21 protein-coding genes and 1 pseudogene are annotated in these 24726 nt (G+C 48.9%); 13 read left to right on the top strand and 9 right to left on the bottom strand.

Features of this window, described 5'->3' with window-relative positions; all coding sequences use genetic code 11:
• The first annotated feature begins 111 nt into the window (after positions 1 to 111).
• The 8 genes from AC5JLP_RS07095 (at position 112) to AC5JLP_RS07060 (ending at position 6680) form a co-directional block, all read left to right on the top strand.
• Entirely contained in the window at positions 112 to 837 is a 726-nt protein-coding gene (locus AC5JLP_RS07095) for an SDR family oxidoreductase (RefSeq protein WP_496067223.1), read from the top strand.
• A gap of 19 nt (positions 838 to 856) precedes the next feature.
• Positions 857 to 1153 carry a DUF1330 domain-containing protein gene (locus AC5JLP_RS07090; RefSeq protein WP_496067222.1) on the top strand — a complete coding sequence of 99 codons (297 nt, stop codon included), beginning with the start codon at positions 857 to 859 and terminating at the stop codon, positions 1151 to 1153.
• 62 nt (positions 1154 to 1215) lie between these two features.
• The gene (locus AC5JLP_RS07085; RefSeq protein WP_496067221.1) at positions 1216 to 2088 is read left to right on the top strand and encodes an NAD(P)-dependent oxidoreductase; all 873 of its coding nucleotides are present in this window, start codon (positions 1216 to 1218) and stop codon (positions 2086 to 2088) included.
• 721 nt (positions 2089 to 2809) lie between these two features.
• Complete coding sequence (locus AC5JLP_RS07080; protein ID WP_496067220.1) at positions 2810 to 4300, top strand: cbb3-type cytochrome c oxidase subunit I; 1491 nt, start codon at positions 2810 to 2812, stop codon at positions 4298 to 4300.
• The gene (locus tag AC5JLP_RS07075; RefSeq protein ID WP_496067219.1) at positions 4297 to 5037 is read left to right on the top strand and encodes a cbb3-type cytochrome c oxidase subunit II; all 741 of its coding nucleotides are present in this window, start codon (positions 4297 to 4299) and stop codon (positions 5035 to 5037) included. The genes AC5JLP_RS07080 and AC5JLP_RS07075 overlap by 4 nt, the downstream gene beginning before the upstream one ends.
• Before the next feature lie 4 nt (positions 5038 to 5041).
• On the top strand, positions 5042 to 5200 hold the full coding sequence (locus tag AC5JLP_RS07070; RefSeq protein ID WP_496067218.1) for a hypothetical protein: 159 nt from the start codon (positions 5042 to 5044) through the stop codon (positions 5198 to 5200).
• 8 nt (positions 5201 to 5208) lie between these two features.
• On the top strand, positions 5209 to 5748 hold the full coding sequence (locus AC5JLP_RS07065; protein WP_496067217.1) for a DUF2231 domain-containing protein: 540 nt from the start codon (positions 5209 to 5211) through the stop codon (positions 5746 to 5748).
• An 11-nt stretch (positions 5749 to 5759) separates the two neighbouring features.
• A complete protein-coding gene (locus tag AC5JLP_RS07060; protein ID WP_496067216.1) occupies positions 5760 to 6680 on the top strand; it encodes a DUF2231 domain-containing protein in 921 nt (306 codons plus the stop codon).
• A gap of 241 nt (positions 6681 to 6921) precedes the next feature.
• On the opposite strand, the gene AC5JLP_RS07055 is transcribed toward AC5JLP_RS07060, so the two are convergent.
• The 9 genes and pseudogenes from AC5JLP_RS07055 to AC5JLP_RS07015 all read right to left on the bottom strand — a co-directional run bounded on the left by AC5JLP_RS07055 (position 6922) and on the right by AC5JLP_RS07015 (position 17580).
• Complete coding sequence (locus AC5JLP_RS07055; protein WP_496067215.1) at positions 6922 to 8415, bottom strand: ABC transporter permease; 1494 nt, start codon at positions 8413 to 8415, stop codon at positions 6922 to 6924.
• Positions 8416 to 9549, bottom strand: coding sequence for an ABC transporter permease (locus AC5JLP_RS07050; protein WP_496067214.1), 1134 nt, complete (start codon positions 9547 to 9549; stop codon positions 8416 to 8418).
• An 8-nt stretch (positions 9550 to 9557) separates the two neighbouring features.
• Positions 9558 to 11537: an ATP-binding cassette domain-containing protein gene (locus AC5JLP_RS07045; RefSeq protein WP_496067213.1), complete on the bottom strand. Its 1980-nt coding sequence runs from the start codon at positions 11535 to 11537 to the stop codon at positions 9558 to 9560.
• 96 nt (positions 11538 to 11633) lie between these two features.
• Positions 11634 to 13040 carry an HlyD family secretion protein gene (locus AC5JLP_RS07040; protein WP_496067212.1) on the bottom strand — a complete coding sequence of 469 codons (1407 nt, stop codon included), beginning with the start codon at positions 13038 to 13040 and terminating at the stop codon, positions 11634 to 11636.
• Between the two features lie 94 nt (positions 13041 to 13134).
• The gene (locus AC5JLP_RS07035; protein ID WP_496067211.1) at positions 13135 to 13755 is read right to left on the bottom strand and encodes a TetR/AcrR family transcriptional regulator; all 621 of its coding nucleotides are present in this window, start codon (positions 13753 to 13755) and stop codon (positions 13135 to 13137) included.
• 42 nt (positions 13756 to 13797) lie between these two features.
• Positions 13798 to 14019: pseudogene (locus tag AC5JLP_RS07030) on the bottom strand (IS6 family transposase); the annotation flags it as partial.
• A 214-nt stretch (positions 14020 to 14233) separates the two neighbouring features.
• Entirely contained in the window at positions 14234 to 15835 is a 1602-nt protein-coding gene (locus tag AC5JLP_RS07025) for a DHA2 family efflux MFS transporter permease subunit (protein WP_496067210.1), read from the bottom strand.
• Between the two features lie 64 nt (positions 15836 to 15899).
• The gene (locus tag AC5JLP_RS07020) at positions 15900 to 16883 is read right to left on the bottom strand and encodes a tetratricopeptide repeat protein (protein WP_496067209.1); all 984 of its coding nucleotides are present in this window, start codon (positions 16881 to 16883) and stop codon (positions 15900 to 15902) included.
• A 100-nt stretch (positions 16884 to 16983) separates the two neighbouring features.
• Positions 16984 to 17580 (bottom strand): isochorismatase family protein, encoded by a 597-nt coding sequence (locus tag AC5JLP_RS07015; RefSeq protein WP_496067208.1) that lies wholly within the window; start codon positions 17578 to 17580, stop codon positions 16984 to 16986.
• Between the two features lie 459 nt (positions 17581 to 18039).
• Between AC5JLP_RS07015 and AC5JLP_RS07010 the strand changes: the two genes are divergently transcribed.
• The 5 genes from AC5JLP_RS07010 (at position 18040) to AC5JLP_RS06990 (ending at position 24726) form a co-directional block, all read left to right on the top strand.
• Entirely contained in the window at positions 18040 to 19485 is a 1446-nt protein-coding gene (locus AC5JLP_RS07010) for an HlyD family secretion protein (RefSeq protein WP_496067207.1), read from the top strand.
• 171 nt (positions 19486 to 19656) lie between these two features.
• On the top strand, positions 19657 to 20121 hold the full coding sequence (locus AC5JLP_RS07005) for a nuclear transport factor 2 family protein (protein ID WP_496067206.1): 465 nt from the start codon (positions 19657 to 19659) through the stop codon (positions 20119 to 20121).
• A 404-nt stretch (positions 20122 to 20525) separates the two neighbouring features.
• The gene (locus AC5JLP_RS07000; protein WP_496067205.1) at positions 20526 to 22052 is read left to right on the top strand and encodes an iron uptake porin; all 1527 of its coding nucleotides are present in this window, start codon (positions 20526 to 20528) and stop codon (positions 22050 to 22052) included.
• Positions 22053 to 22083: 31 nt separating this feature from the next.
• On the top strand, positions 22084 to 22854 hold the full coding sequence (locus AC5JLP_RS06995; RefSeq protein ID WP_496067204.1) for a gluconate 2-dehydrogenase subunit 3 family protein: 771 nt from the start codon (positions 22084 to 22086) through the stop codon (positions 22852 to 22854).
• Positions 22855 to 22965: 111 nt separating this feature from the next.
• Positions 22966 to 24726 (top strand): GMC family oxidoreductase, encoded by a 1761-nt coding sequence (locus tag AC5JLP_RS06990; protein ID WP_496067203.1) that lies wholly within the window; start codon positions 22966 to 22968, stop codon positions 24724 to 24726.

Raw genomic sequence — 24726 nt, 5'->3', positions numbered from 1 at the left:
AATATTCATGCGAGATGCACACGAGAGAAGTTCGTGTTTTTGTATTTATTGTTGATTTAACAGCAGCTACAGTTAGGTCATCTCGAAAGTTAATGCACAGGTGAGCAGATCATGAAACTTCAAAACGCAACGGCATTGGTGACTGGCGCAAATCGTGGCATTGGTCGAGCCTTGGTTCAAGCCTTACTGGATGCAGGTGTGCAGAAAGTCTATGCGACCGCCCGCGATCGCAATAGCTTGGAAGCGTTAACAGTCCTCGATTTAGCACGAGTCATTCCGTTACAAGTCGATATCACCGATCGCAATTTGGTCAGCCAGTTGTCTGAGCAAGCTCCAGATGTCAATCTTCTCATCAATAATGCTGGGGTGTTGTCGTTCGGTAATATTCTGGAGACGACCGTAGAAACCATCCATCAACAATTTGATGTTAATTTCTACGGAACGCTGAATATGGCTCGTGCCTTTGTGCCCGTGCTGGAACGTAATGGTGGCGGTGCCATCGTCAATCTTCTGACTCTTGTGGCTTTAGCCAGTATGCCAGGATTGGCTGCTTACAACGCCTCAAAAGCGGCTGCTTGGTCAATGACCCAATCCCTTCGCGCTAGTGTTGCCGATAAAAATATTGCGGTTTATGGGATTTTTCCGGGTGCGGTGGACACCGATATGCTGGCTGGTGTGGACATGGCAAAGACAAGTCCTGCGGATATTGCAATGGCGGTTCTGCAAGGGATTGCAACCGACCGAGAAGATATTTTTCCCGATCCAATGTCTACTCAGCTTTATGCAGCTTGGAAGCAAGACCATAAAGCAGTTGAGAAGCAATTTGCCACAATGTAATCGCTGGGAGATAAATCGGATGACTGCCACAATGATTACGATCGCAAATTTTGCAGAAGACGGTGCAGAAGCCTTGCAACGGTATGTCGAGGGGGTTCTCCCCTTACTGGAACAAGCGGGTGCCAAAGTACACCGTTATGGAGGGGTTGAAACATTAGTGGGCAGCGATCGCTTCGATCTCGTTGCAGTGATGGAATTCCCTAGCGAGGCAGTGATGAAGCAGTTCCTGTCGAGCGATGCCTACACCGTAATGGAGCCTTACCGAGAAAAAGCGTTTCAGTTTCTGACCACCTTCTCGTCCGAATCATTACTGTAGTGAGCGGTGCAGGATTTTTTTCTGCACTCAATGAATCGACTAATTTAGGGAGATGTCTAAAAATGAACGCAAAGACAGTTGCGGTGATGGGTCTAGGTGCAATGGGTTCGCGGCTAGCTCATAACCTGATCGATGCAGATTACTCGGTGGTTGTGCATAACCGCACCATCGAAAAGGCGCAACCCTTGGTCGATCGCGGGGCAACCTTTGCGACCAGTCCCCGTGCTGCTGCCGAGCAAAGTGATGTGGTGCTGAGCATGGTGACGGACAATGAGATCTCGCGCCAAGTGTGGCTTGCTGCTGAAACCGGTGCAATCTTGGGATTAACACCAGATAAAATTGCGATCGAAATGAGTACATTGACCGTGGATTGGATTCGAGAATTGGGCGCAGCCATTGCCCAGAGTGGGGCAGGTTTTCTCGATGCACCTGTGGTGGGTTCTCGCCCTCAAGCAGAGGTTAGAAAGCTAATTTCGCTAGTCGGTGGACAAGCAGAAACCTTGGCGCAGGTAGGATCTGTTTTAACCGATGCTGGGGTGGCAACGACTCATCACGTTGGCTCTGTCGGTCAAGGCATGGCGATGAAACTAGCGATTAATGCGCTCTTTGGCATTCAAGTCGCAGCGTTGGCAGAACTGTTAGGGATGTTATCCCAAGATGGCATCAGTCCAGAAAAAGCGATGGAATGCCTGGGGGATTTGCCTGTTCTTAGCCCAGCCGCTAAAGGAGCCGGAAGTTTGATGGTGTCCCAGAATCATGCGCCGCTATTTCCAATCGATCTGGTCGAGAAAGATTTTCGCTACGTGACTCAAACGGCTCAAAGTTTGGAGGCAAGGATCCCAACAACCGCTGCTGTGATCGATATTTACCGAACTGCGATCGCTCAAGGTCATGGCAGTGAGAATATTACAGGCATCGTTCAACTTTTTGTCTAAATGTCCTGACCAACGAAAAGTTGAATGCTAACGGACAAAATCCAGATGATTTTCCCAACTGAGAACAGAGCCAGCTAACGATACCGTTCACCCGCCGCCAATCACTCTCGAACTCAACGAGGAGACTTGAAATAGTCAGCGTGCAACGGGATTGTTAGCTGGAATTCTTCACCGATCTGACTCGTTGAGTTTCCACGGTTGCTGCCTCCACCCTAGTTTCTGTCTTACCAATGAAGTATCTATTTGAGGCATGTGAATTTCGACCAATTCTACAGTTTCTCGGACTAATGCTTCAAGTTCATCGACTGCTATAGGAGCTGCATGATGAGACAAGCCTTCGAGACGATCAGTGAGATTTTTAGGCGCAGTTTTCATTTGCGTGATGAATCTGCTCATCCGTTTGAATTGAAATGTTGTGTAGTATAAACGGTTTAACCCAGACAGCACGCTCAGAATATTTTGAGCAGTTCAACCAGGATTTGATAATACCAAAGGGTTGTATCACGCCTAGCCAGCTTTTCCTGCATTCCCCAAATTGCGAAAAACTTGAGGTAGTGCTTGACCATCCTTTGAGATCGCACTGCTGCGACTAAACTACGATCGCCGCTTAACTTGTCGGTTAAACTGCCAATCTTCCCTGGTCAGAATCTATATCGCATTCAATATTGAATGTAAACGTTCTCATCAACCAGTTTCCTCTACTAAATCATAGGAATAAGCGGTGCAAAATAGTGTACAAGACCGGGCTATCGCCCCTGGTTTAATTTGGCTCAACCGCATTGTGGGCGATCGCTTACCCGAAAAAGTTCAAGACCGGGCTGCCTGCCTCTGGCTATTTTCTGGCATCTTTTGGATGATCATTGGCATGAGCTTAGGCATGATTTCAGCCATCAAAATGATCTATCCTGGCTTTTTAGGCGGCGTTTATGAACTAACCTTCGGACGACTCCGCCCCGCTCATGTCAATACCGTCTTGTTTGGCTGGCTCACCATGTCATCGGTTGGCAGTTCCTTAGTGATTGTGCCTCGCCTGACAAAACGGCATTTATATTTGGGAGAACTGGCGGTTTTCGCTGGTTGGGGCTTCAACGCGATTACCGCAGCTAGCATTGTCACCCTTGCCCTCGGACTGACGAAAGGCAAAGAGTATCAGGAATGGATTTTGCCACTCAACACGGGCGTTTTGATTTGTATCAATCTTGTAGCTGCCTGTCTGCTGGTGACGGTATTAGAGCGGCGCGACGAACGGATCTATGTCAGCATCTGGTACTTTATTCTGGCGTATGCGGCTCTGGATATTGTCTATTTTGTCGGCAACTTACCGATTTATGCAGGCTCACAGGATGCCGCTATCAACTGGTTTTATGCCCACAATCTATTAGGCATGTGGCTGACCGCCTGTAGTATTGGCACGCTGTACTACGTTGTGCCGAAACTCTTGCGAAAGAAGCTGTTTAGCCATGCCTTAAGTTTGTGGTCATTCTGGCTATTTGCTGCCTTTTATGTCTGGAATGGTGGACATCACCTGGTTTATGGTCCTGTGCCAATGGTGATTCCAATGCTGGGAATTATCTTTGCATTGGGCATGACGTTACCTGTAGGCGGCACCTTTGTGAATATGATCGGCACGCTTTGGGGTCGATTTCGTGATGTCGGTTCTAACGTGCCGCTGCGCTTTGCAATCCTGGCGCTGTTGAACTATTTCTTAGCGTCCTATGAAGGATCAATGGAGGCGATCGCATTGATCAACATTAATGCTCACTTTGGTGATTTTCCGGTTGCCCACGCGCACCTGGGCTTTTTGGGCTTCGCTACATCATCCATGACCGCGTTTATCTACCTGTTTGTCGAGCGCGGCTTAAAACGTCCCTTGACTCCGCTGTTAACTTCGCTGCATTTCTGGCTGTTTTCCCTGGGCTTTTTGCTGTATGTTGTCCCGCTGCATCTAGCTGGTTTTATGGAAGCAGCACGCTGGTCAACGTTGGATAATCAACATGTTGGCGATATGGTGGGGGCGCTGGTTGGGCGATCGCCTTACTACTGGCTGCGAGTGCTCAGCGGCTTACCACTGGTGGGTGGACAATTGATCTTCGCCTGGAATTTAATTTGGGCGTTTCAGTCACCGCCAACAGGGGAACTCGACGCGCTAGAAGCGGAATGGTCGCCCCATGCTACAGAAGTGGTATCGCTTGCCAGGGAGGAGTTGCGATGAATCGTCGCTTTTTTAGCATGAATCGGATTTTTGCGATCTTCCTGGGAGTGACGCTATCGTACTCGATCGTCTTGACTATTCTCAGTGGTTTACCCAGATTTTCTCACGTTCCTGATCAGCCGTCTCCAGGCTTGGTGGACTACACACCAGAGCAAGCGGCTGGACGTAAGCTGTATGTGCAAAATGGCTGCGTTTATTGTCATAGCCAGCAGGTACGTCCGGTTGAAATTGACACCCTCTTTCTGCATGGCACCCGCCCGTCGTTGCCGAGTGACTATGTATACGATCGCCCCCATCTGATGGGTACAATGCGGACGGGTGAAGACTTCACCAACATTGGACGTAAATACACGGGTGAGGCAGGCAAGCAAAGGCTAGAGGCAATTCTTAAAAACCCACGAGCCGCCGTGCCAGAAACCTTTATGCCTAACTTCCATCATTTGAGCGATCGAGAAATTACGCAGCTAGTCAGCTATCTGCAATCGCTAGGAAGCTGGAAGGAACCGTATCAGGGCGCGATCGACGAGTGGCAGCCGAGCTATTGGAAAGATATCCCCAATCGTACACAAGAGGCAAATCAAGCGATTCAAGCACAGCCAACTTACATCTATCCCATTTTTATTGTCATCGGTTCCATCATGGTGCTTGTGTTTGCCGGATTGTTGTGGTCATGGCAACGCAATCATTTCGCCGATATTGAAGAACCCGCTCATCGGATGATTCATGATCCGGAGTAATCTGATGCTGATATCCAACGATGTTTTGATGCCACTGCATTTTTTAGCTGTGAATTTGGCGATTAATCTGTTAGCGACTGCGATCGCCCTCATAAGCGTTTTAGGGCTTGTGTTTCTAGATTTGTCCTGGTCTTGGCATCGCTCCTACTTTCGTGATCTATAGAGATTGACATGCTTAATTCAACGCTCAATGATTACAACCTGCCGTATTTGCTTCAGCTTCATCCGATCGCCGTTCATTTTGTAATTGCAACCGTTGTTATTTCGGTGATCTTTGATGGCTTAGGCTTCATCACGCGTCGCCAGAGCTTCTTCAACGTGGGCTGGTGGAACTTAGTGATTGCAACGATCGCAATTTTAGTTGCCATTTGCCTGGGGCAATTTGAAGCGTCGATGGCGGTTCCATCACAGGCAACTCAGCCTGTACTTGATCGACACATGGCGATCGGTTGGCTATTAACCTTGATTTTGGTGAATCTGGTGCTGTGGCGTGGCGTCTTGCGCTACCACATCCGCCCTCGCATCTCACTCTTTTATCTCATTGCTGGGTTGTTAACGGTCGCCCTCGTCGCTTATCAAGTGGTGCTGGGAACTCAACTGGTCTGGGTACACGGCTTACACGTCAAGCCAGCCGTTGAAGCTCTGAGGGCAACCGCACTTGAAATTGAAGCACTCGAATATAAACCGACTCGGACTAGCAGCAGCCAATGAGACATTTACTGATGAGTAGCGTTGGTCTCAACCAACTCCCTTATAGTTTTCCGCTACATCCCAGTCTGGTTCACTTTACGATCGGGCTATTTATCACCGCTATTCTCGCTGATTTATTTGGAGTGCTCTATCGCCCCAAATCGGTGCAGGATCAGGCTCAAGTTGAGCGGCTCAACTTCTTCGACATCGGCTGGTGGAATTTGCTGATGGCGACGATGTTCACCGTTGCAACCGTCGCAGTTGGAATCTACGAAATCGTCTTGGCAAAGCCGCCAGAAAACCTGACCACTGCCTGGGGATTGAGCGGCGAACTAACAATGCATCTGCATGGCATCAGCGGCATCATTTTGTTTGGGATCATGATCGCTTTAACAGTCTGGCGAGGACTCCAGCGCTACCGTTGGCGGAGAACTAAGTCGCAGCAAGTGTCCCGGAAGTATGTGATGGTTGGAGTCTTGGTCGTTGGGTTGATGTCTATTCAAGGCATCTTAGGCAGTCATTTAGCGCATGATATTGGGATTCACAACACGGCAGCGATCGGGCGATCATCTGTAACTCAATCAGCTCTAGCTCCAGTACAGCTACAGCCTAATATTAGCGATCCGCTCGCACCGCATCCACCTTCGTTGGCAAAATCACGCACCATCTCAGACTCAATGGTGTATCCACCCCTGAATTTACCTGATCCGAAGTTTGCTCAGGTCGAACAAACGCTCTACTATGGTGTCTCCCCCATTCTACGGCTTCCCGATTCGACTGACTGGATAGCCCTGCTAGAGCGATTGAATCAGCGATCGTGGCGCGCCGACCAGTTTAAACTCGACAGGTCAGGTGAATCTGCTCTCATCACGCTCGCGGGTCAGCCGCTGCTGCACGCTGATCGTTCTCTTGCAACAGCCTGGCTTCATAAACTTCAGCAAGCTTTTCTATGAACGCTTCTATCACAAGAAGCATAGAGACACAAACGATAGACCTGTTTTAGACTCGCTGAAGCAACAAGGTCGAAATTTGGGATACGAACCTATCATCTTTGCAACACAGCCGTTGGTCATGAGTGCGTTTCTCATGGTCAGTTTGTTTGCTGACCAGTTCAACGACTCGTGCCCGTTAGCATATCAACAGTTCGTGCAACACCCGTGATGGGACAACCAAAGCGGTTGGAAGCACTTAACCTTAGCTCAATTGGCGGCGAAATTGCTGAATACTCAGCGTTGTTAGAACGATTGCGAAGATTAATAGGATTAAAACCTGATGCCAAAGTGATCCTAAGCCAACACCTTTGAGCAAAACCCCCCGACACACTTCAATGTAATAGCGCATGGGATCAAGATAGGTGAGCCATTGAAAAAAGGTTGGCATGGCGGCGATCGGCGAATTTCCTCCCGATAGCAGGACTAATGGCGGGTTAATAAAAAACGTGGTCAGCAGCGCTTGTTGCTCGTTTTTAGCAAAGGTTGCAATGAGAATGCCAATACTGATGCCAACGAAAAAGTACAGGATGGAAATGCTAATGAAGAGGATGAAATTACCTCGAAATGGCATGCCAAAGACGAGTCTGCTAATGAGGATCGCGATCGTGGCATCGAACGTTAATATCAGCAGTAAGGGACAAATCTTCGCTAAAATGACTTGCGTGTTTGAGGCAGGAGTCATCATTAACTGTTCGATTGTTCCGGCTTCTTTCTCACGGACGACCAATGAAGCCGCCGCCTGTGATCCCAACACCGTCATCAGGATGCCGATCGTTCCTGGCACAATAAACCAGGATGCTTCCAGTCCGGGATTGTAAAAGACAGAGGTGCTTAACTGCACCTGATTTTGCGGAAGAGGTGGATTCGTAACAGGTACAGAATTAGTCGGTGATGAATTTGTTGTAGTGGACTGGTTTCTCTGGCTAGACGTTTGATTCGATGAGTTTCCTGAAGTGGAACTGGTATTTAGGTTCGTTGAAGAATCAGGGGAATTAGAAAAACTACCGGATTGATTGCCGGAGTTTGTTGAGGTTGAATCGCTAGGATTGCTCGTCTGCTGATTTGTTGTATTAATTGAATCGATATTTTGTTGATTAGTAGAACTGCTTGTGGTCGAGTTCGTTGCAGTTGAGTTCGTTGTGGTTGAGTTCGATTGATTGCTTTGCTGGCTTAAGTTAGTTGTTGTAATTCCAGCACCTTTTTGACGCGAATTTTCGGTCGATCGTCGGGCATTATAATCGCCCACTAATTGAGTCAAATAACCGGAAGCTACACGGGCAGTATTCGCATCAACCGCATCAAACATTGCTTGCAACTGTGCGGGACGTTTGCGGGCAAGATCGCGACCAAACTCAGGTGGAATCGTAACGCCAACCGTCAGATTTCCTTTGGCGAGTTCAGACTGCATATCCTGTTGATCGGAGTAATATCGACTGATGACAAAGGCATCGGTTTGGCTAAATAACTCAATCAATTCACGGGAATAACGACTGTGGCTATAATCTGTAATTCCCACTTTGAGATTTTGAAAGGTTGGATTGAGCGCCAAGCCAAACAGAATCAGAAAGACGGTTGGGGGAACCAATAGCTGAATCAGAAGCTGGCGATTGTGGAGAATTTGCGCCACTTCTTTTCCAATCAGCGCTAAAAATCGATTCCCAAAAATTTTATCGAAGTAGTTGATAAAACGTTTCATTTAAGTCTCCACTTGCATCTTTCGCAATTTGCGCCATGCTAGAAAAAAGAACAGCCCCGCCAACAATACCAGCGCCAGCATTGCTCCCCAGATACCCACCCAACCAATTCCTCTGGCAAAGGCATCTCGCGTGATCAAAATGTAATGCCGTGCCGGAACAACACTGGAAAGCCAGCGCAACGCAACCGGAATGTTGGAAACAGGATAAATGTAGCCAGAAAATTGCAACGATAATAGGAACGCCGTGAAAGAGACGGATTGAATCACGGCACTCTGGGCTGTAGCATTAGCTCCTAAGAAAATTCCCCATAACACCCCACAGGCAATGTAAAGGGCAGAACCCACAATCACCGGTGTAGGGTCGCCCACAAACCAAAGTCCAAGAAACAGCCACGCCTCCAGGTTTACCAGTAAAACCTCTGCCATGCCGACTAGCCAGTAGGCGATCGCTTTTCCCAGTAAGTACTCAATTCCGGTCAGACTGGACGCATACACCTGTAAAATGGTGCTTTGTTCACGCTCTTTTGCGGTTGCTAAACCCGCTAATAGCGCCGGAAATAAGGTGACGGTAATGGCGAGCGCTCCCGGTCCGATATATTTCAGAGTTTCCAACCCTGGATTAAACCAGAGCCGTGTTTGCAGATTCACAGGCGGTCTGGAAGCCGTTGATTGCAGATTCTGAACGAATTCATTCGTCGTGGCGCTGACGTATCCCCGCACGATGTTGGCAGTATTGGCATCGGTACCATCGACTAGCACCTGCGCCTGGGCATCACGCTCAAAGCGCTTCAAGTCGCGAGAAAACTCTGGTGGAATGACCAATCCGGCTAAAATTCGTCCCTGATCGAGCAGTTTGGGGATATTAACGGTGGAACCTTGAGCCACGACGTGAAATTTGTTAGTGCGTTCAAAGGTGGCAATGTATTCTCGACTCAGGCGGGTATTGTCGAGGTCTTGAATGGCAAAATCCAATCGATTCACATCGAGCGAGGTGGAAAACCCAAACAGTAGCAACAGGACTAATGGTAAGCCCAACGCCATTGTTAGCGTCAGGCGATCGCGCCCTAACTGGGATAGCTCTTTAATGATCTGAGCCACGATGCGTTTGGGTCGAACGGTTGATTGTACTGTCACTTTGCCTCCTAGTCTGTTGGAACGTCTAAGCCACGTTGTCGTGCCTGATCCACTACACTAATGAACACATCTTCCAGGGAAAACTCAATTTCACGATGGCTTTGAATTTGAATGCGATTGGATTGCAGCAAGTTTTCCACCTGAGAAATTTGGTTGTCTGGATCGTCCAAAATCGTATGCAATCGTGAACCAAAGATGGATACTCGCCAGCGATCGAAGTGTTGCTTCAGCAAATCGGATGCCTTTTGAAGTGGATCGCACTCCCATTCCACTAGTCGTCCGGGTTGATCATCTTTGACCTGTCGCGGTGTACCCTGTGCAACCAGTTCGCCTGCCACCATAAAGCCCAACCGATGGCACTGTTCTGCTTCTTCTAGGTAATGCGTTGTCACCAAAATTGCCATACCGTTACGGGCAAACTCGTTAATCCAGCGCCAAAACTGACGACGGGCAAGCGGGTCTACACCTGAGGTTGGTTCATCCAAGAAGACAATTTTCGGTTCGTGCATGACGGCGGCACCGAAGGCAACGCGCTGTTTCCAACCACCGGGCAACTCTTTGGTCATTAGGGATTCTTGCCCAACCAGATCGCTCATTTGCAGTACCCAGTTTTTCTTGGCAGGGCGCTGACGGCGCGGAATGTCGTAAACGCCACAGTAGAATTCAAGATTCTGGTCGATCGTTAGATCGTCATACAGCGTAAATTTTTGAGACATATAACCAATGCGCTGACGAACCGTTTCGCTGCGGAGTTCTCCTGTTTCACCTGCCAGTGTGACCTTGCCAGACGTGGCTGGCAGCAAACCGCACAGCATTTTAATCGCGGTTGTTTTTCCGGCACCATTTGCCCCTAATAAACCAAAGACTTCACCGTATTGAATATCCAGGTTGATATGTTTAACTGCGCGAAAATCACCAAAGGTTTTATTCAAATCCTGAGCACCGATTGCCGTTCCTCTCGCCTCCTCCACCGGACGAATGCGCGGATAATCGCTCACCTGACTGTCACCCTTTAACTCGCGCAGACGGGCAACAAAAACGTTTTCTAGCGTGGGCGTATCAATGGCAAAGTTTTTGGCTTGAATTTGCTGCTGTTGCAATACTCGTTGAATCTGGCTTTGAACGTCTTTTGGCTGTGCCGTGAGGACATCGAGCCGATCGCCATACCGCTGCACATCAGAAGTCAACTCCTGTACATCCACACTGCTCTTAAGAATTCTTTCAGCCCGATCGAGTTGGTCAACGGGTAAGGACACCTCCAACCGCTTTACCTGCAAGCTTGCCTTCACCTTTGCGGGTGTGTCGCACTGCTGAATCTGCCCTTCATAGATCAACGCAATGCGAGAACAGCGCTCCGCTTCATCGAGATAAGGCGTTGCCACCACAGTCGTAATCCCTTCCATTGCAGCCAGCTGTGCCAAAATGTCCCAAAACTCTCGGCGTGAGATGGGATCAACACCAGTCGTTGGTTCATCTAACAGCACGATGCGAGGATTGTGAATTAGCGTGCAGCAAAGCGCCAGTTTTTGCTTCATCCCACCAGAGAGCCGCCCTGCCAAACGCTCTTTGAAACGGGCTAAATCTAACAGTTCAAAATAGTGTTCACTGCGAGTCTTGAAATCCTTGTCGCTGACTTCTCGCAAGCCTGCCACATACCGCAGATTCTCGATCACGCTCATGTCTTGATAGAGACTAAAGCGTTGGGTCAGATAGCCCATTTCCAACCGCATATCTCTTGGAGAAGACCCCAGTACTTCCACAATACCGCTGGTTTGTGGCATCACGCCTGAGAGAATCTGAAACGTGGTTGTTTTGCCCGCGCCATCTGGACCAATTAAGCCAAAGATCTCACCGGGGTACATATCTAAATTGATGCCTGCCACCGCTTCCTCATCTCGCTTACCATAACGATGGTGCAAATCGCGAATGGAAATTACAGGAGCATTGGAGCGCTGACTTGACGCTGTAGATGAAAGAGTTTGTGTCATTGTTCTGTTAACCTAGCAACGACTGCGATCGCATTTTGCCCCACTTAACCTCGCCCCCAAAGGAGCAAGGACTTCAATTTGTTTTCCCTTCCCGTCTTAAGGGAATTGAGGAATGAAGGCAGTCCGATGTGTAAGGTCAGTTATGGTCGAGTTAATAAAACCCAATGCACCCGGTAACAGGATCTTCGATTGTTTACGATCGCTCTCTGGCAATAGAACCCGCCCATCCGCAGGCATTCCTTGCTTTGCCAACCCCTCTGAATTTTTCAACGTCAATTCCACACCAAACACCTGCGTCACCCGATCCTTCTTGAAGTAGGTGTTTTCCGGTGTGAAGCTGGCTTTCGGATCAATTCGTGAAACTGTAGCTTCCAGAGGACGATCGGGAAAGGCATCTAGATAAACCTGAGCCGATTGTCCAATTCTGACCTTGCCAATCTGTCCTTCGGGAACAAAACCGCGCAGATAGAGCTGATTCTTGTTGACCAACGTCAGCAATGGTGCGCCTGCTGCCACGACTTCCCCAGGCTCCACCGATCGCGTAATCACATCCCCTTCCATCGGGCTTTTCACCACCAGATAATTCAGGTTCGCCTGGATCTGTGCCTGATTGGCTTTAGCATCCTGATATTCCTGCTGAGAGACAGCAATATCGGTTTGCGCTTGAGCAATCTGCTTCTGAACTTGTAATTCCTGAGTTGCTCGAATGGATGGATTTTGGGCAGTTGCCTGAGCTTGTTTTAACCGTCCCTGAGCCGAATCAACCTGCTGCTTGGCGGCAGCGACACGAGCTTGAGCCGTACCAAATGAGGCATTGTCCTCATCCTGTTGCTGGGCAGACACCGCACCCTGACCATAGAGAAAACTGGTTCGCCGCTGCTTTGCTCGCGCTAATATCAAATTTTCTTGTGCCTCTGCAAGTTGAGATCGACTGGCGGCAACTGAATTCTCAGATTCCAGAACACGACCTTCACTGTCCTGCCCAGATTGCTGAGTTGTCAGGGATGCCTGCGCCAATTGTGCTTGCAAAACTGGTAGCTGCTGATGAGTCCGCTGCAACCGCTCCTGAGCTGCTCGAACACGGGCGATCGCACCCTGCAATTGTGCCCGTGTGTCTGAATCATCCAGTTCCACGAGCAACTGACCTGGCTTCACTAAATCGCCTTCCCTGGCAGCAACATTGGCAACTCTGCCACCAATTTTGGCGGAGACATCGGTTTCGTAGCCCTCAATCCGCCCGCTGAGAAAAATGCCGTTCTCGTCAGGATGGTAGAAAAATAGGCGGTATGCCCCAAAGCCAACTCCGGCAACCAGCGCAATCACCCCTAGGATTCGGACTGGCTTGGGAATCTTCTGCCACGGCTTTTGGGGAGGAATCTCAGGTTTAGGCGACTGCTGCTGTTCCGGCTCTGAAGTTTGCGGCTTCTCCTGAACCTGAGTGCCAGTCGTCTGTCTAGACCCATTGTTAGAATCGTTGCCGGTCTCGGTTTGAGTGGGTGGCATAATATCTCCTTGAGGAATTCAACCAGTTCTTAATGTTGATTGATTAGTCAATTAACTAAAATTTACAGTCAATCGATAGAAAAAGCACCCATGCTTACGAGTGCTCCATGCCTTTCAAAAATATTTCTACAGTTGTAGCTACCATCGTATCAGTGCTGAGTTGCTGAACATCAGTCTGAAGAAAGACTTCTCGTGTGATTAGATACGCAATCATAGGACCTATAAAACAGCGAGCAGCGGCTCTTGAGTCCATTGGCTTCAGTGCACCGATCGACATCTGTTTCTCTAAGTAGCGGGTCAGGAAGGAAATGGAGCGGCTTGGACCGATCACATTGAAAATTTCAGCGACAGCAGGTTGTCGAAATGCCTCACTCAAAAGCAGTTTCACCATGGCGATCGACGTTGGATTCTCGGTCACCCGCAGAAACGATTGGGCAAAAATGGTCAACACTTCACGGGGCGGCTTACCCATAATCTCAGACTCATCATGCGTCAATAGCTGAAGCAGCGGCATCCGTTGCTCAACGACTTGCTGAAAGAGATCCGCTTTATCTTTGAAATAGTGGTAAATCAGCCCAGGGGAGCCAATACCCGCCGCCGCCGCAATATCTTTGTTGGTTGCTTTCTCAAAGCCTTTACTGGCAAAGACCTCTAGAGCACCATCGATAATCTGCTGGCGGCGTTCCTCAAAATCTTGTTCGTCACGAAAAGGCATAACTAATTGATTGATTAGTTAATCAATATAGTAGCAGAGTTCGTCGTTGGTCGGTTTCAAATAAGGGCGAATCCGTTTATCTAACTCTGGAGCGTACTTCAGTACCCAGCGATTAATTGTAGAGTGATCCACCTGCACCCCCCGCTCTTGCATCATCTCCTCTAAGTCTCGGTAAGATAAGGCGTAGCGGCAGTACCAGCGCACATTCAAAAGGATGATGTCGGGCAAAAAGTGCCGCCACTTAAACACAGAGGTAGATGCCATTTAGACAGAGGTCAGAGGAAATTGTCCTCCTACTCTACCATTCTTGCGACAGAACCAAAGGGATGAATCGAGGCAGCGTGAACTCGGATCAAAACCTTTTCTGGCTGCGGTTGTGGCTGCGGCAATTTATCTAATGTGATGAATATCTGGAGCGCCTAAATGTTGCTGATCGAACGGCTTTCATTGTCGCTACAAGCGTCTCCTGAATGAAGGCTTAGTGAGTAAATTCGCCAGGTTTGCTGGTACGTTGGAGCAGAAAGAGAATCGCTGCAACCAGAATTAAGCTGATCCCAATGAAATAAAAGCAGTCACTAAACGCCATGATGGTTGCCTGTTGGCGAACGGTTCCTCCCAATGCTGAAGCTGCCTGAGTCTGAGCGACATTCGGATCACCAAGTTTGCTCGTAAAAACTTGACTGAGCTGCTGTAATCGCTCCTGCGTCTGGGTGTTATACGAAGAAACGGCTTCCACAATATGATTGGAGTGAAATTGTTCGCGCCTGGTGAGTAAGGTTCCCAGTAACGCCGTTCCCAACGTTGCAGCGACGACTCGAATGCCATTAAAGATGGCAGACACCGAATCTGCTTGATCTCTTTGCACTCTATTGGTGGCGATAAATGAGACGGCAACCACCATCACAGGTTGTCCGATCGCGCGTACCACTTGTGACCACACAAATTGCTCTCCACCGTTGGAGTAGGTCAGGGCTGAATTCATAAAGCAACTGACGACGAAGATGCTTAACCCGATCGCCAGCACCAGCCGCGCTTCCAGATGTTCCACCAGTTTCGGCACAAAGGGATTGACCACTGCTCCCCAAATCAGCACTGCCCCAATTTGAACGGTGTTGTAGCCTTGAACTTGTCCCAGGTATTGTGGTAGCACAAATGTATAAGCCAGCACTAGCCCAACGCTAAGATTGAGCAGATTAGCGAAGGCAAAATTTCGGTTTCCGAGCAGTCGAATATCGATTAACGGCGATCGAACTCTCATTTCCCATGCAAAAAATAGCAACAGAAAGAAGAGAGAAATCAAACTCAGTCGTACAATCTGATCAGAATCAAACCAGTTTTCAGTATTGCCTCGTTGTAGCACCGTGATCAAACAGATTAGGGAAATTGCTAATAATGCTAAACCGAGCCAGTCTATCTGCTTCAGTACTGATAACTGTATGGGTTGTGGATCAAGCCAGTGCCAGAGTCCAGCCACCAAAAGCAGACCGAGGGGAATTTCAAAGGAGTAGAACGCTTGCCAGTTGTAGTGATCAACAAACCAGCCAGCCAGCAGTTGAGCGATCGGAATCGGCAAACTGGATGTGATGCCCACCAGCACCAAACCAATATGCTGCTTGAACCGGGGCATTTGCGTGATCACGATCGTAAACGCAGAGACGATAAACACACCCGCGACGAACCCTTGCAGTAAGCGAAAGATAATGAAAGATGTTCGATCCCAGGCGGATGCGGCAGCGATCGTGCCACACACAAACAGAACGGCATTTGCAGAAAGACACCAACGACGCGAGAATGCCCGATTGAGCCAACCTGCTAATGGAATACTCACCAGTTCGGCACTGGTGTAAGCAATGGAAACCCAGGTGCCTTCATCGGCTGAAAACCCTAAAGCGCCCTGCACATCCTTAAGGCAGGCATTGGTCATTTGCAGATCGAGGGTTGCCAGAAATGATCCTAAGACCGGCATAATCACCCCCAGCAAGGCACGCACGGGCGATACCTGGTCGGGTCTAGGCGCTGCTGTCGTTGGTATCGGCTGAGGCGCTTGAGGTGGGAGTTGGTTGGATTGATTGGAGTTCACGGGTGATTTCTCGGAATCAAGGGGGAAGGGGGAAAGGAAGAAGTTTTAAGTTTTGAGTTTTGAATTAAGCTGAATTCTCCGCATTTCCGTGTCCTTGCAGTGCCAGTGCTCGATGCTGTTGGAGCCAATCATTATCTGGTTGCAATTCAAGGGCGTGATTAAAGTCAGCGAGTGCTCGATCGAGTTGCCCCCGTTGCCTGTAAACCTCTCCGCGATTGCCTAAACATCGCACGTAGTTAGGATCAAGCTCGTTCGCGTCGCGTTCCTGTAAGGAAATCGCTCGATCGAAATCGACCAACGCCTCTTCGTAGAACTCGATATGGCGATAAATTTCACCCCGATTCACTAAACACCAGGGACAGTTTGGATCAAGGTCTAACGCCCGGTTGAAGTCTGATAACGCTTCAAGATCATGACCTAATTGCAAATAAGTCTTACCACGATTCGCGATCGCCCATTTGTAGTCTGGATTGTGCTCAATTACGCGGTCAAAATCTGCCAGTGCCGCTGCATATTGCTCCAACAACCGATAGGTTTCGCCCCGATTTGCCAAACACCAGAGACAGTTGGGAGCAAGCGCTAAGGCATGGCTAAAATCTTGCAAAGCTTCATCGTCATACCCCAGTTGCCGATAGACCTGACCGCGATTGGCGATCGCCCATTTGAATGCCGGTGCGATGTGAATGGCATCGTTCAAATCAACCAGTGCTTCCTCATAGCGCCCCAACACGCGATAGGTTTCGCCTCGATTTGCCAAGCACCAGGGACACTCAGGGTCAAGCATTAACGCCTGGTTGAAGTCTGCGAGTGCGGCTTCGTAGTGCCCCATCAGACGATGGAGTTGGGCTTTGCCTGCGATCGCCCATTTGTTTCGCGGTCTGAGATGAATCGCACGACTGAAATCTGCAATGGCATTGCTAAAGCGTCCGCTCTCTTTATGCGTCCAGCCTCGTTGAGTCAGTGCCCAGGTCGCATCGAAGACAATTTCGATCGCAACAATGGCGATGATGCCCCCGACGACTCCAATCAAGGCGATCGTAAGATTCATATTCCGTTAGCACCTGACAACACTCGTTTTCCCAAATCTGAGCGATCGACATGGCAAAGTCTTGTTCTACTGTCTCGACTTAAACTGGCAGCTTTAGATTCTATGAATCTACGAGTTTTGCAAGAATCTCTTCATACATGATGGTTTGGATGGTTTGTCCCGCCCCTTCTGACCAGGAATTGGCAAGTTCTGCCATCACCTGATTGGTGGAAGTCAACGTTACCCCATGCTTTTCCATACGTCTGAGAGAGGTTTCATCAGCAAGCGTTGTCGGTGAACCGCCTGCATCTACCACCACTTGCACTTCAAAACCATCTTCAACAGCGCTGATGGCTGGATAGACAATACAAACGTCATTGGTTAAGCCGGACATGATCAATTTCTTTCGACCTGTCGCCAGCACCGCATTTTTGTATGGCTCGTACTCCCAACAATCCACCACACCAGGGCGCTTGACCCGCTTCTCGTAAGCATCTGGTGCAATTTTTTGCAGATCGTCGAGCAGCAATCCCTGGAAATGATCTTCCATACTGCTGGTCAACACGATCGGCATCTTAGTTTCGATCGCGGTGCGAGCCAGGGCGCGGGTGTTTTGCACAATCTCTTCGTAGGGCAGATTACGAGCGAGCTTAATGGTGCCCTGCTGATGATCAATCAACAACATTGCCGAATTTTCGATGGTAAACTTGTTCTTCATTGCAGCTCCTTTCGCTTCTTATCAGTAGCATCGCTTCATCACAGACTTGCTAATTGCACGCCTTTTCTTGATTCGCGCACAGGCAGGAGTCCTTGAGGTCATTGAATGCTAGTTTAGTTTTGACGATTACTGCACTTTTCACCAGGCAAGATCCAGCAGTTAAGGCAGAAGTTAGTCAAAAAAGGGTGGACCTAACAAGGTAATGATGAGCGGCACTGGCCGCCATCGTTAACAACTCAAAAATCATTACGTGTTGGGCACTACCCAAAAAAGAATGAGTGCTGCTGGGAAGCTTTAGACCGGAATTGCTTTCACATTAAACAATCAAAAAGGTCAGTTCCTGCCATTGAGGCTTTGGCTTATCTTCCTTAAGTTCATAATTAACATGTTGATCTTATCTGTTCATCAAAAGCACAAAGTGAAACACTGAAATCAAACTCCTTAACGGTGAGTTCTAAAATGGAACCCTCAAATTTTCCCAACGGCGCACCGCAGTTTGATGGTCGTAAAGCCGAAACGGCTGCGGATCAGTTGCCGCCAAGTCCATCTTCTGCCTCTATCACCTCTCAGTCATCTGCATCAACGTCACAGACGCGAGGGCGAGAGACGGCTACTGCAACTATGCAGGCAACCAAAGCGCTCCCCAGTACTCCTCCAGGAACACCCTATCCCGTTGCTCCCATACCCAAACGCCCCCCTAAACGAGTTCTGCTTGTCGCGTTGGGAGTGGGAGCGATCGCCCTGACTGTGGCGGGAGTTCGCTGGTGGCAATATGCGAGCACCCATCAGGAGACTGATGATGCTTACGTCACGGGACATATTCATCCCGTAAACTCACGCGTCTCTGGAACCGTTACACAGGTATTAGTCGATGACAATCAACGGGTTGCTCAAGGGCAACTCCTCGTTCAACTTGACCCACGTGATTACGAGGTTGCCTTGCAGCAGGCACAAGCCGCGTTGGAAGCTGCTCGCCATCAAGCGGATGTCGCCCAAACCAACATTGGAGTGGTTGCCGCCAATGCTCAGGGGCAAACAACTGCCGCTCAGGGAAATATTGATGCCGCCGCTGCCAGCATTTCGACTTCAGAGGCAGCCCTGGCAGAAGCACGGGCAGGGGTTCCAGCGGCACAAGCCAATTTGGTACAGGTGGAAGCTAATTTAGTCAAAGCAAAACTGGACTACGATCGCTACATCAATTTAGTTCGAGAAGGCGCTTCCCCGCAGCAGCAGTTAGATGCCGCCAAAGCAACCTATGAAGCACTTCTGGCACAACGAAATACGTTGAAAGAGCAGATTCGGCAGGCACAGGCGCAGGTCGTGCAAGCGCAGAAAAATGTGGACAATGCTCAAGCAAAATTGGCAGCCACGAAAGGGACGTTGGAACAAGCCAATTCGGTGACAAAGCAAACGGAAGCCAATCGGCGGCAATATCAGGCGGCACTCGCTGCGATCGCCCAGGCTCAGTCTCAGGTAAAAAATGCCCAGCTTCAGTTGTCTTACACTCGGATCACGGCACCCACAGCAGGTCTGATTGGCAACAAAACGGCGGAAGTTGGGCAACGGCTGCAATCGGGACAAACCTTGATGGCAGTCGTGCAAGACCAGGAGTGGATTGTTGCTAATTTCAAGGAAACCCAGCTTGGCAAAATGAAGCCAGGACAATTAGTGGAAATTAAAATCGATTCCTTCCCCAATCATCCCTTTAAGGGCAAAGTAGACAGCCTATCTCCGGCTTCGGGCGCAAAATTTGCGCTCCTGCCCCCCGATAATGCGACGGGCAATTTCACCAAGATTGTGCAGCGAGTTCCAGTCAAGGTTGTGTTTGATCCAGAAAGCATGAAGGGGTATGAGTCACAGATTGCTCCAGGAATGTCGGTTACGGTGAGCGTGTTGCTCAATTGATGCCTTGTGATCAATTTGGCTCCGATACCACCAAAAATGTACTCTGCTGTTTGATTATTGTTTGTACGGTATTTGCTGTGCTGGTTTCTAAGGCGGGCTGAACCATCAAATAGTTTGTCTCCGCCAGTAGTCGCAACTTACCAAGCAGTGAATGAATCAGGAGGAATGATTATGGATTTTGAAGAACTCGTGGCGCGCGAAGAAATTCGTAATCTCACCGCTCGTTGGACAGATGCAGTGGTTTGGCGAGATTTCGATACCTTCGGGAGTTTGTGGACGAAAGATGCGGTTTGGACGATAAGTGAACCGATTTCGATGCAGGTTGAAGGTGTCGATCGTATTGTTGCCAAACTAAGGGAACTCTTGACGCGCGAAAAAGCCTTCTTTCAAGCATTGCATGAAGGGGTAATTGATCTGAAAGGAGATCACGCTTCTGCTCGTTGGGGAGTGACTGAATTTGGACAACCCGATACACTCGATCAGGGATATTTCAACCACGCTGTGTACCAAGACGAATTGATTAAGACAACAGATGGATGGAAATTTGTACGGCGCGACTATCAATATATCTACGTTGATGCTTCGCTGCTGCGCGGCGAGTGGTATTCACCTGGCAAAGTTAAAACTGCAATATAATTCACTACTGCACTGTTCTTCTACTGCTTGTAAAGGAACCTGATAACACACGATACAAGGCACGATCGCTGAGCTCTCAATTGCAGAAGCGTGATCGTGTCTGTGTGCTTGTCATTGATCTATTTTGTACTCTAGCTATGTTTATACCAATTTAAATAGCGAACAGGGCGGATTAGGGACGGAGTGCAGGGGTGGAACCCCTGGCTGGGGGCTTCGCCCCCACACCCCCATCTGCAACTTTCATTCTTTAAATTGGTATTAGATCCTATCTTAAAACATGACCATAAGTTCTTGGTTAACAGGTGAATTGTGTCTAGCAGAAAGCTAAGGAACAGGTGACACTCATCTCAACGCCACGTAGAGAGCTGATGTCTGTTCGCAAGCTGTTATTAGTTAGTTCAACAATGCTAATTACGTGTTTAGTGTACTTAGAAGCTGCGATCGCAACCGATGAAGCAATGGATAGTTTGACATTGGTTTCTCAGTTATCAGAGGTACGATCGAGTGATTGGGTATTTCAGGCACTGCAATTGTTGGCTGAGCGATATGGGTGCTTAAGCGGATCTTCAGACGGTACTTACCGAGGAAACCTTACCCTCAGCCGCTATGAGTTCGCATCAGGATTAAATGCCTGTCTGAATCAGATTAATCAACTGATTGCCTCTAGAGAAACATCGGTAACGCAAGCCGATCTTGCAACCTTACAAAAGCTACAGGAGGCATTTGCTACAGAACTTGCAACCCTATGCAGTCAGGTTGACGCTTTAGAAGCTCGATCGACAACGGTAGAAGCCCAGTCATTCTCAACGACAACAAAGCTACATGGACAAATAATTTTGGCAGCAACGGACACGTTCGGCGATCGCGTTGGTGCACAATCTAATCAATCGAATGCCAGCTTTGCCTACCGCACACGACTCAATCTTGAAACAAGTTTTACTGGTAAAGACTTGCTTCGCGTTCGCTTAGAAAGTGGTAATTTTGGCTCCAGCTTGGCTGTAACAGGCACAAACATGACACGGCTAAACTTTGACCGCAACACCAACGGACAGGTTGTGCTTCCACATTTGCTGTATCGGTTTCCAATCGGGACTGTTTCAATTGCCATTGGCACGACGGGCGAAGGTTACACCGACATTACCGATACCGTTACACCCCCTACGATCGCCGATGACAGTCGCGGAGTGCCTTCACGCTTTGGAGAATATAGCTCACTGTACCGCCAAAACGGTGGCGGCATTGGCGTAAACTGGAATATCACACCTGACTTAAAGCTGACATTAGGCTATCTAGCGGGAACTCCATCCAGTCCAATTCAGAAAAATGGGCTATTCAATGGTGGTTTTAATGCCCTGGCTCAATTTGTTTACACTCACAAGCGGGGTGCAGTTGGGATTGCATACTCTCGGCTGTATGCGCCAGGTGGACGGGTTGACCTGACCGGAAGTGTGGGTAGCCTTTTGGCATCACAACCGTTTGGAAATGCGATCGCAACTTCTGGCAACACCCTTTCAATTCAAGGCTTCCATCAATTCACGCCCAAGCTTCAAGTTCATGGTTGGGTGGGGTATACACGCGCTGAAGCAGAAAGCTCTGGGTTGAGTCAACTTTCTGATGGTCAAGGTGGCAGCCTGGTTCAGCAAGTAGAAAAAGGAAGCAGCGCTGACCTTTGGTATGGCGCGATCGCGTTTACCTTTCCCGATGTTGGTGGCAAAGGCAATTTGCCCGGTCTTTTAATTGGGTTGCCGCCCCATATTACTCGCGGTGATATTCGTCGATCGGCTACTTCGCTTCACATCGAAGCGTTCTATCGCTTTCAGGTGAATGATTTCATCTCGATCACTCCGGGGTTTTGGCTCGTTACAAATCCTGAGAATAGCAGTAACGCAACTCAGTATGTGGGTGTGATTCGCGCAAGTTTCAACTTCTAACTCATTGCTTGATTATTGATTGGAGATGGAGATGCCCAAAAAAGTATCGCGCCGTTTGTTTGTGAAGTATGCAGGTTTAACCGGAGCCGGACTTGCCGGAGCCGCAACTGCACCCGCTCACCTTGTAGCACAACCGCCTCAATCCGCTGCAACAGCAACACCTAAGTTGCTTGAAGTGACTGTGGCGCAATTTCCTTTGCAGCCAGCCAATTACACATTCTTTACGAAATCCGAAGCCGCGTTTATTGAAGCCGCGATCGATCAACTCATTCCCAAAGACAGTGTGGGACCGGGAGCCTTGGAGTTGAATGTTGCAGTTTACATCGATCGTCAGCTCGCCAGTAGCTTTGGCAATGGTGAATACCTATATCTCGAAGGCCCTTTTCAGCAAGGAACGCCGCAGCAAGGCTACCAACTGCCGTTGCGACCGAGAGAAGTATACCGGATTGGAATTGCTGATGTGGATCATTACTGTCGCGCTAGTTTTGGTGAAAAGGTGTTTGGACAACTGGGAACGAGTGATCAAATCAAGGTCTTAACTGGGTTGGAGAAAGGAGAAATCACGCTAGCGAATCTACCGGCTCCTTTGTTTTTCGGAATGCTGCTGCAAAATACGATCGAAGGCTATTTTGCAGACCCAATTTATGGCGGCAATCGAGACATGGCAAGTTGGAAAATGCTTGGATTTCCGGGTGCTCATGCCGACTTTCGGGATGAAGTTGGTAAGTCAGAGCGTGTCGTTCGTGCACCAATCGACTTAGCACAAGCAATGCAGCAACCGCAACGAGCGACTCGTGGTTAAATTTGCGTTGCTGAAAACAAGATGATGGGGAAAGAAGTGCCAAACATCCAGCCCTGTCGCTCTGGGAATCAGCAATGCCAGCAACTTTAGCTAACTCAAAATAGAGGAATTATGACGATTCAGAAACAACCCGTTGATGTTGTAATTGTAGGAATGGGCTGGGCTGGCAGCATTGTGGCAAAGGAATTATCTGATGCCGGATTAACGGTTGTGGGATTAGAGCGGGGTGCGCTTCGCACTCAGTCAGAAACGTTTAGCACACCGCGCATGTTTGACGAGTTGCCCTTTAACATTCGCAACGCTCTCGCAATGGATTTGTCGCGGGAAACAATCACCTTCCGTAATAGTTCTACCGAAACCGCTCTACCAATGCGTCAAATTGGTTCATTTAATCCGGGGTCGGGCACGGGTGGATCGGGCGTGACTTGGAGCGGTCACACGTTTCGCAACCTGCCCTCAGATTTAAGTCTCTACAGTCACATTCGCGATCGCTACGGCAGCAATTTCATGCCAGAGGGAATGACGATTCAGGATTGGGGCGTTACCTATGAAGAATTGGAACCCTACTACGACAAATTCGAGGCAGTTGCAGGCACTAGTGGTAAAGCAGGAAATTTGAAGGGCAAAATTCAAGCGGGTGGCAATCCGTTTGAAGGAGCACGATCGCGGGAGTATGCTAATCCAGCCTTACCGCGCACGTATGCTGGCGAACTGTTTGCAAAAGCAGCGAAGTCGTTAGGATACTCTCCGTTTCCAGTGCCAGTGTCTAACAGCAGTCGGGCGTACAAAAATCCCTACGGTGTAGAGCTAGGAGAATGTCGCATCTGTGGTCACTGCGCTAACTTTGCCTGCACTTATAGTGCTAAAGCGAGTGCAGTCTCCACGATTCTGCCCGCACTGCTCACGAGCAAGACCTTTGAGTTGCGGACAAACGCCTATGTCGTTCGAGTCAATCTTGATCAAGCGCGACAGAGAGCCACCAGCGTGACTTACATCAATGCTGCGGGTCGTGAAGTTGAGCAACCTGCAAAGCTGGTGTTTCTGGCTGCGTTTGCCTACAATAATGCCCGCATCATGCTGCTGTCGGGTATCGGCAAGCCCTACAATCCCAAAACAGGTGAAGGCGTAATTGGGCGAAACTATGCCTATCAAACGCTGTCCAATGCGATCGCCTTTTTCGACAACAAAAACTTCAACCCTTATGTTGCTGCGGGCGGGACAGCGACTGTGATCGATGACTTCAATGGCGACAACTTTGATCACAGTAAATTGGGATTTATCGGCGGTGGCTTTATTGGTTCGTTTATTGCTGGAGGAATGCCCATTAGCTACCGTCCCACACCGCCTCACACGCCTGCCTGGGGCAGCGGCTGGAAAAAAGCAGTTGTGGAGTCTTATCAAAGTGCAACCGGATTGAATATTCATGCCGCCTGTCAATCGTATCGTGGCAACTACCTCGACCTTGATCCAACCTACAAAGATGCGTGGGGATTTCCACTCCTGCGGCTGACGTTTGATTTCACCGAGAACGAACATAAAATGTCAGACTACATTACCGATAAAGCTCTTGAGATCGCACAAGCAATGGGTGCAAAACAGGTGTTGCCACTTCGGAGAACGGGTCACTACGATATCACAAAGTATCAAACGACCCACAACACGGGTGGTACGGCGATGGGGACTAATCCTAAAACCAGTGCTGTTAATCGTTATCTACAAAGTTGGGATGTCCACAATTTATTCATTGTGGGGTCAACAGTTTTTCCACAAAACACTGGATACAATCCAACCGGCACAGTAGGTGCACTTGCTTACTGGGCAGTGGATGCCATCAAGAATCGCTATTTAAAGCAGCCAGGTTTCCTTGCTTGA

The organism is Stenomitos rutilans, from assembly GCF_059505485.1.
Note: the sequence above shows the minus strand (reverse complement) of the source record. Positions and strands in the feature narration are given on the sequence as shown.

Coding starts and splice junctions, on each gene's coding strand:
- AC5JLP_RS07015 (WP_496067208.1), bottom strand. CDS start 17,580: ATGAAGAACAAGTTTACCATCGAAAATTCGGCAATGTTGTTGATTGAT.
- AC5JLP_RS07010 (WP_496067207.1), top strand. CDS start 18,040: ATGGAACCCTCAAATTTTCCCAACGGCGCACCGCAGTTTGATGGTCGT.
- AC5JLP_RS07065 (WP_496067217.1), top strand. CDS start 5,209: ATGCTTAATTCAACGCTCAATGATTACAACCTGCCGTATTTGCTTCAG.
- AC5JLP_RS07040 (WP_496067212.1), bottom strand. CDS start 13,040: ATGCCACCCACTCAAACCGAGACCGGCAACGATTCTAACAATGGGTCT.
- AC5JLP_RS07035 (WP_496067211.1), bottom strand. CDS start 13,755: ATGCCTTTTCGTGACGAACAAGATTTTGAGGAACGCCGCCAGCAGATT.
- AC5JLP_RS07060 (WP_496067216.1), top strand. CDS start 5,760: ATGAGTAGCGTTGGTCTCAACCAACTCCCTTATAGTTTTCCGCTACAT.
- AC5JLP_RS07000 (WP_496067205.1), top strand. CDS start 20,526: ATGCTAATTACGTGTTTAGTGTACTTAGAAGCTGCGATCGCAACCGAT.
- AC5JLP_RS06995 (WP_496067204.1), top strand. CDS start 22,084: ATGCCCAAAAAAGTATCGCGCCGTTTGTTTGTGAAGTATGCAGGTTTA.
- AC5JLP_RS07020 (WP_496067209.1), bottom strand. CDS start 16,883: ATGAATCTTACGATCGCCTTGATTGGAGTCGTCGGGGGCATCATCGCC.
- AC5JLP_RS07055 (WP_496067215.1), bottom strand. CDS start 8,415: ATGAAACGTTTTATCAACTACTTCGATAAAATTTTTGGGAATCGATTT.
- AC5JLP_RS06990 (WP_496067203.1), top strand. CDS start 22,966: ATGACGATTCAGAAACAACCCGTTGATGTTGTAATTGTAGGAATGGGC.
- AC5JLP_RS07070 (WP_496067218.1), top strand. CDS start 5,042: ATGCTGATATCCAACGATGTTTTGATGCCACTGCATTTTTTAGCTGTG.
- AC5JLP_RS07005 (WP_496067206.1), top strand. CDS start 19,657: ATGGATTTTGAAGAACTCGTGGCGCGCGAAGAAATTCGTAATCTCACC.
- AC5JLP_RS07095 (WP_496067223.1), top strand. CDS start 112: ATGAAACTTCAAAACGCAACGGCATTGGTGACTGGCGCAAATCGTGGC.
- AC5JLP_RS07090 (WP_496067222.1), top strand. CDS start 857: ATGACTGCCACAATGATTACGATCGCAAATTTTGCAGAAGACGGTGCA.
- AC5JLP_RS07085 (WP_496067221.1), top strand. CDS start 1,216: ATGAACGCAAAGACAGTTGCGGTGATGGGTCTAGGTGCAATGGGTTCG.
- AC5JLP_RS07075 (WP_496067219.1), top strand. CDS start 4,297: ATGAATCGTCGCTTTTTTAGCATGAATCGGATTTTTGCGATCTTCCTG.
- AC5JLP_RS07045 (WP_496067213.1), bottom strand. CDS start 11,537: ATGACACAAACTCTTTCATCTACAGCGTCAAGTCAGCGCTCCAATGCT.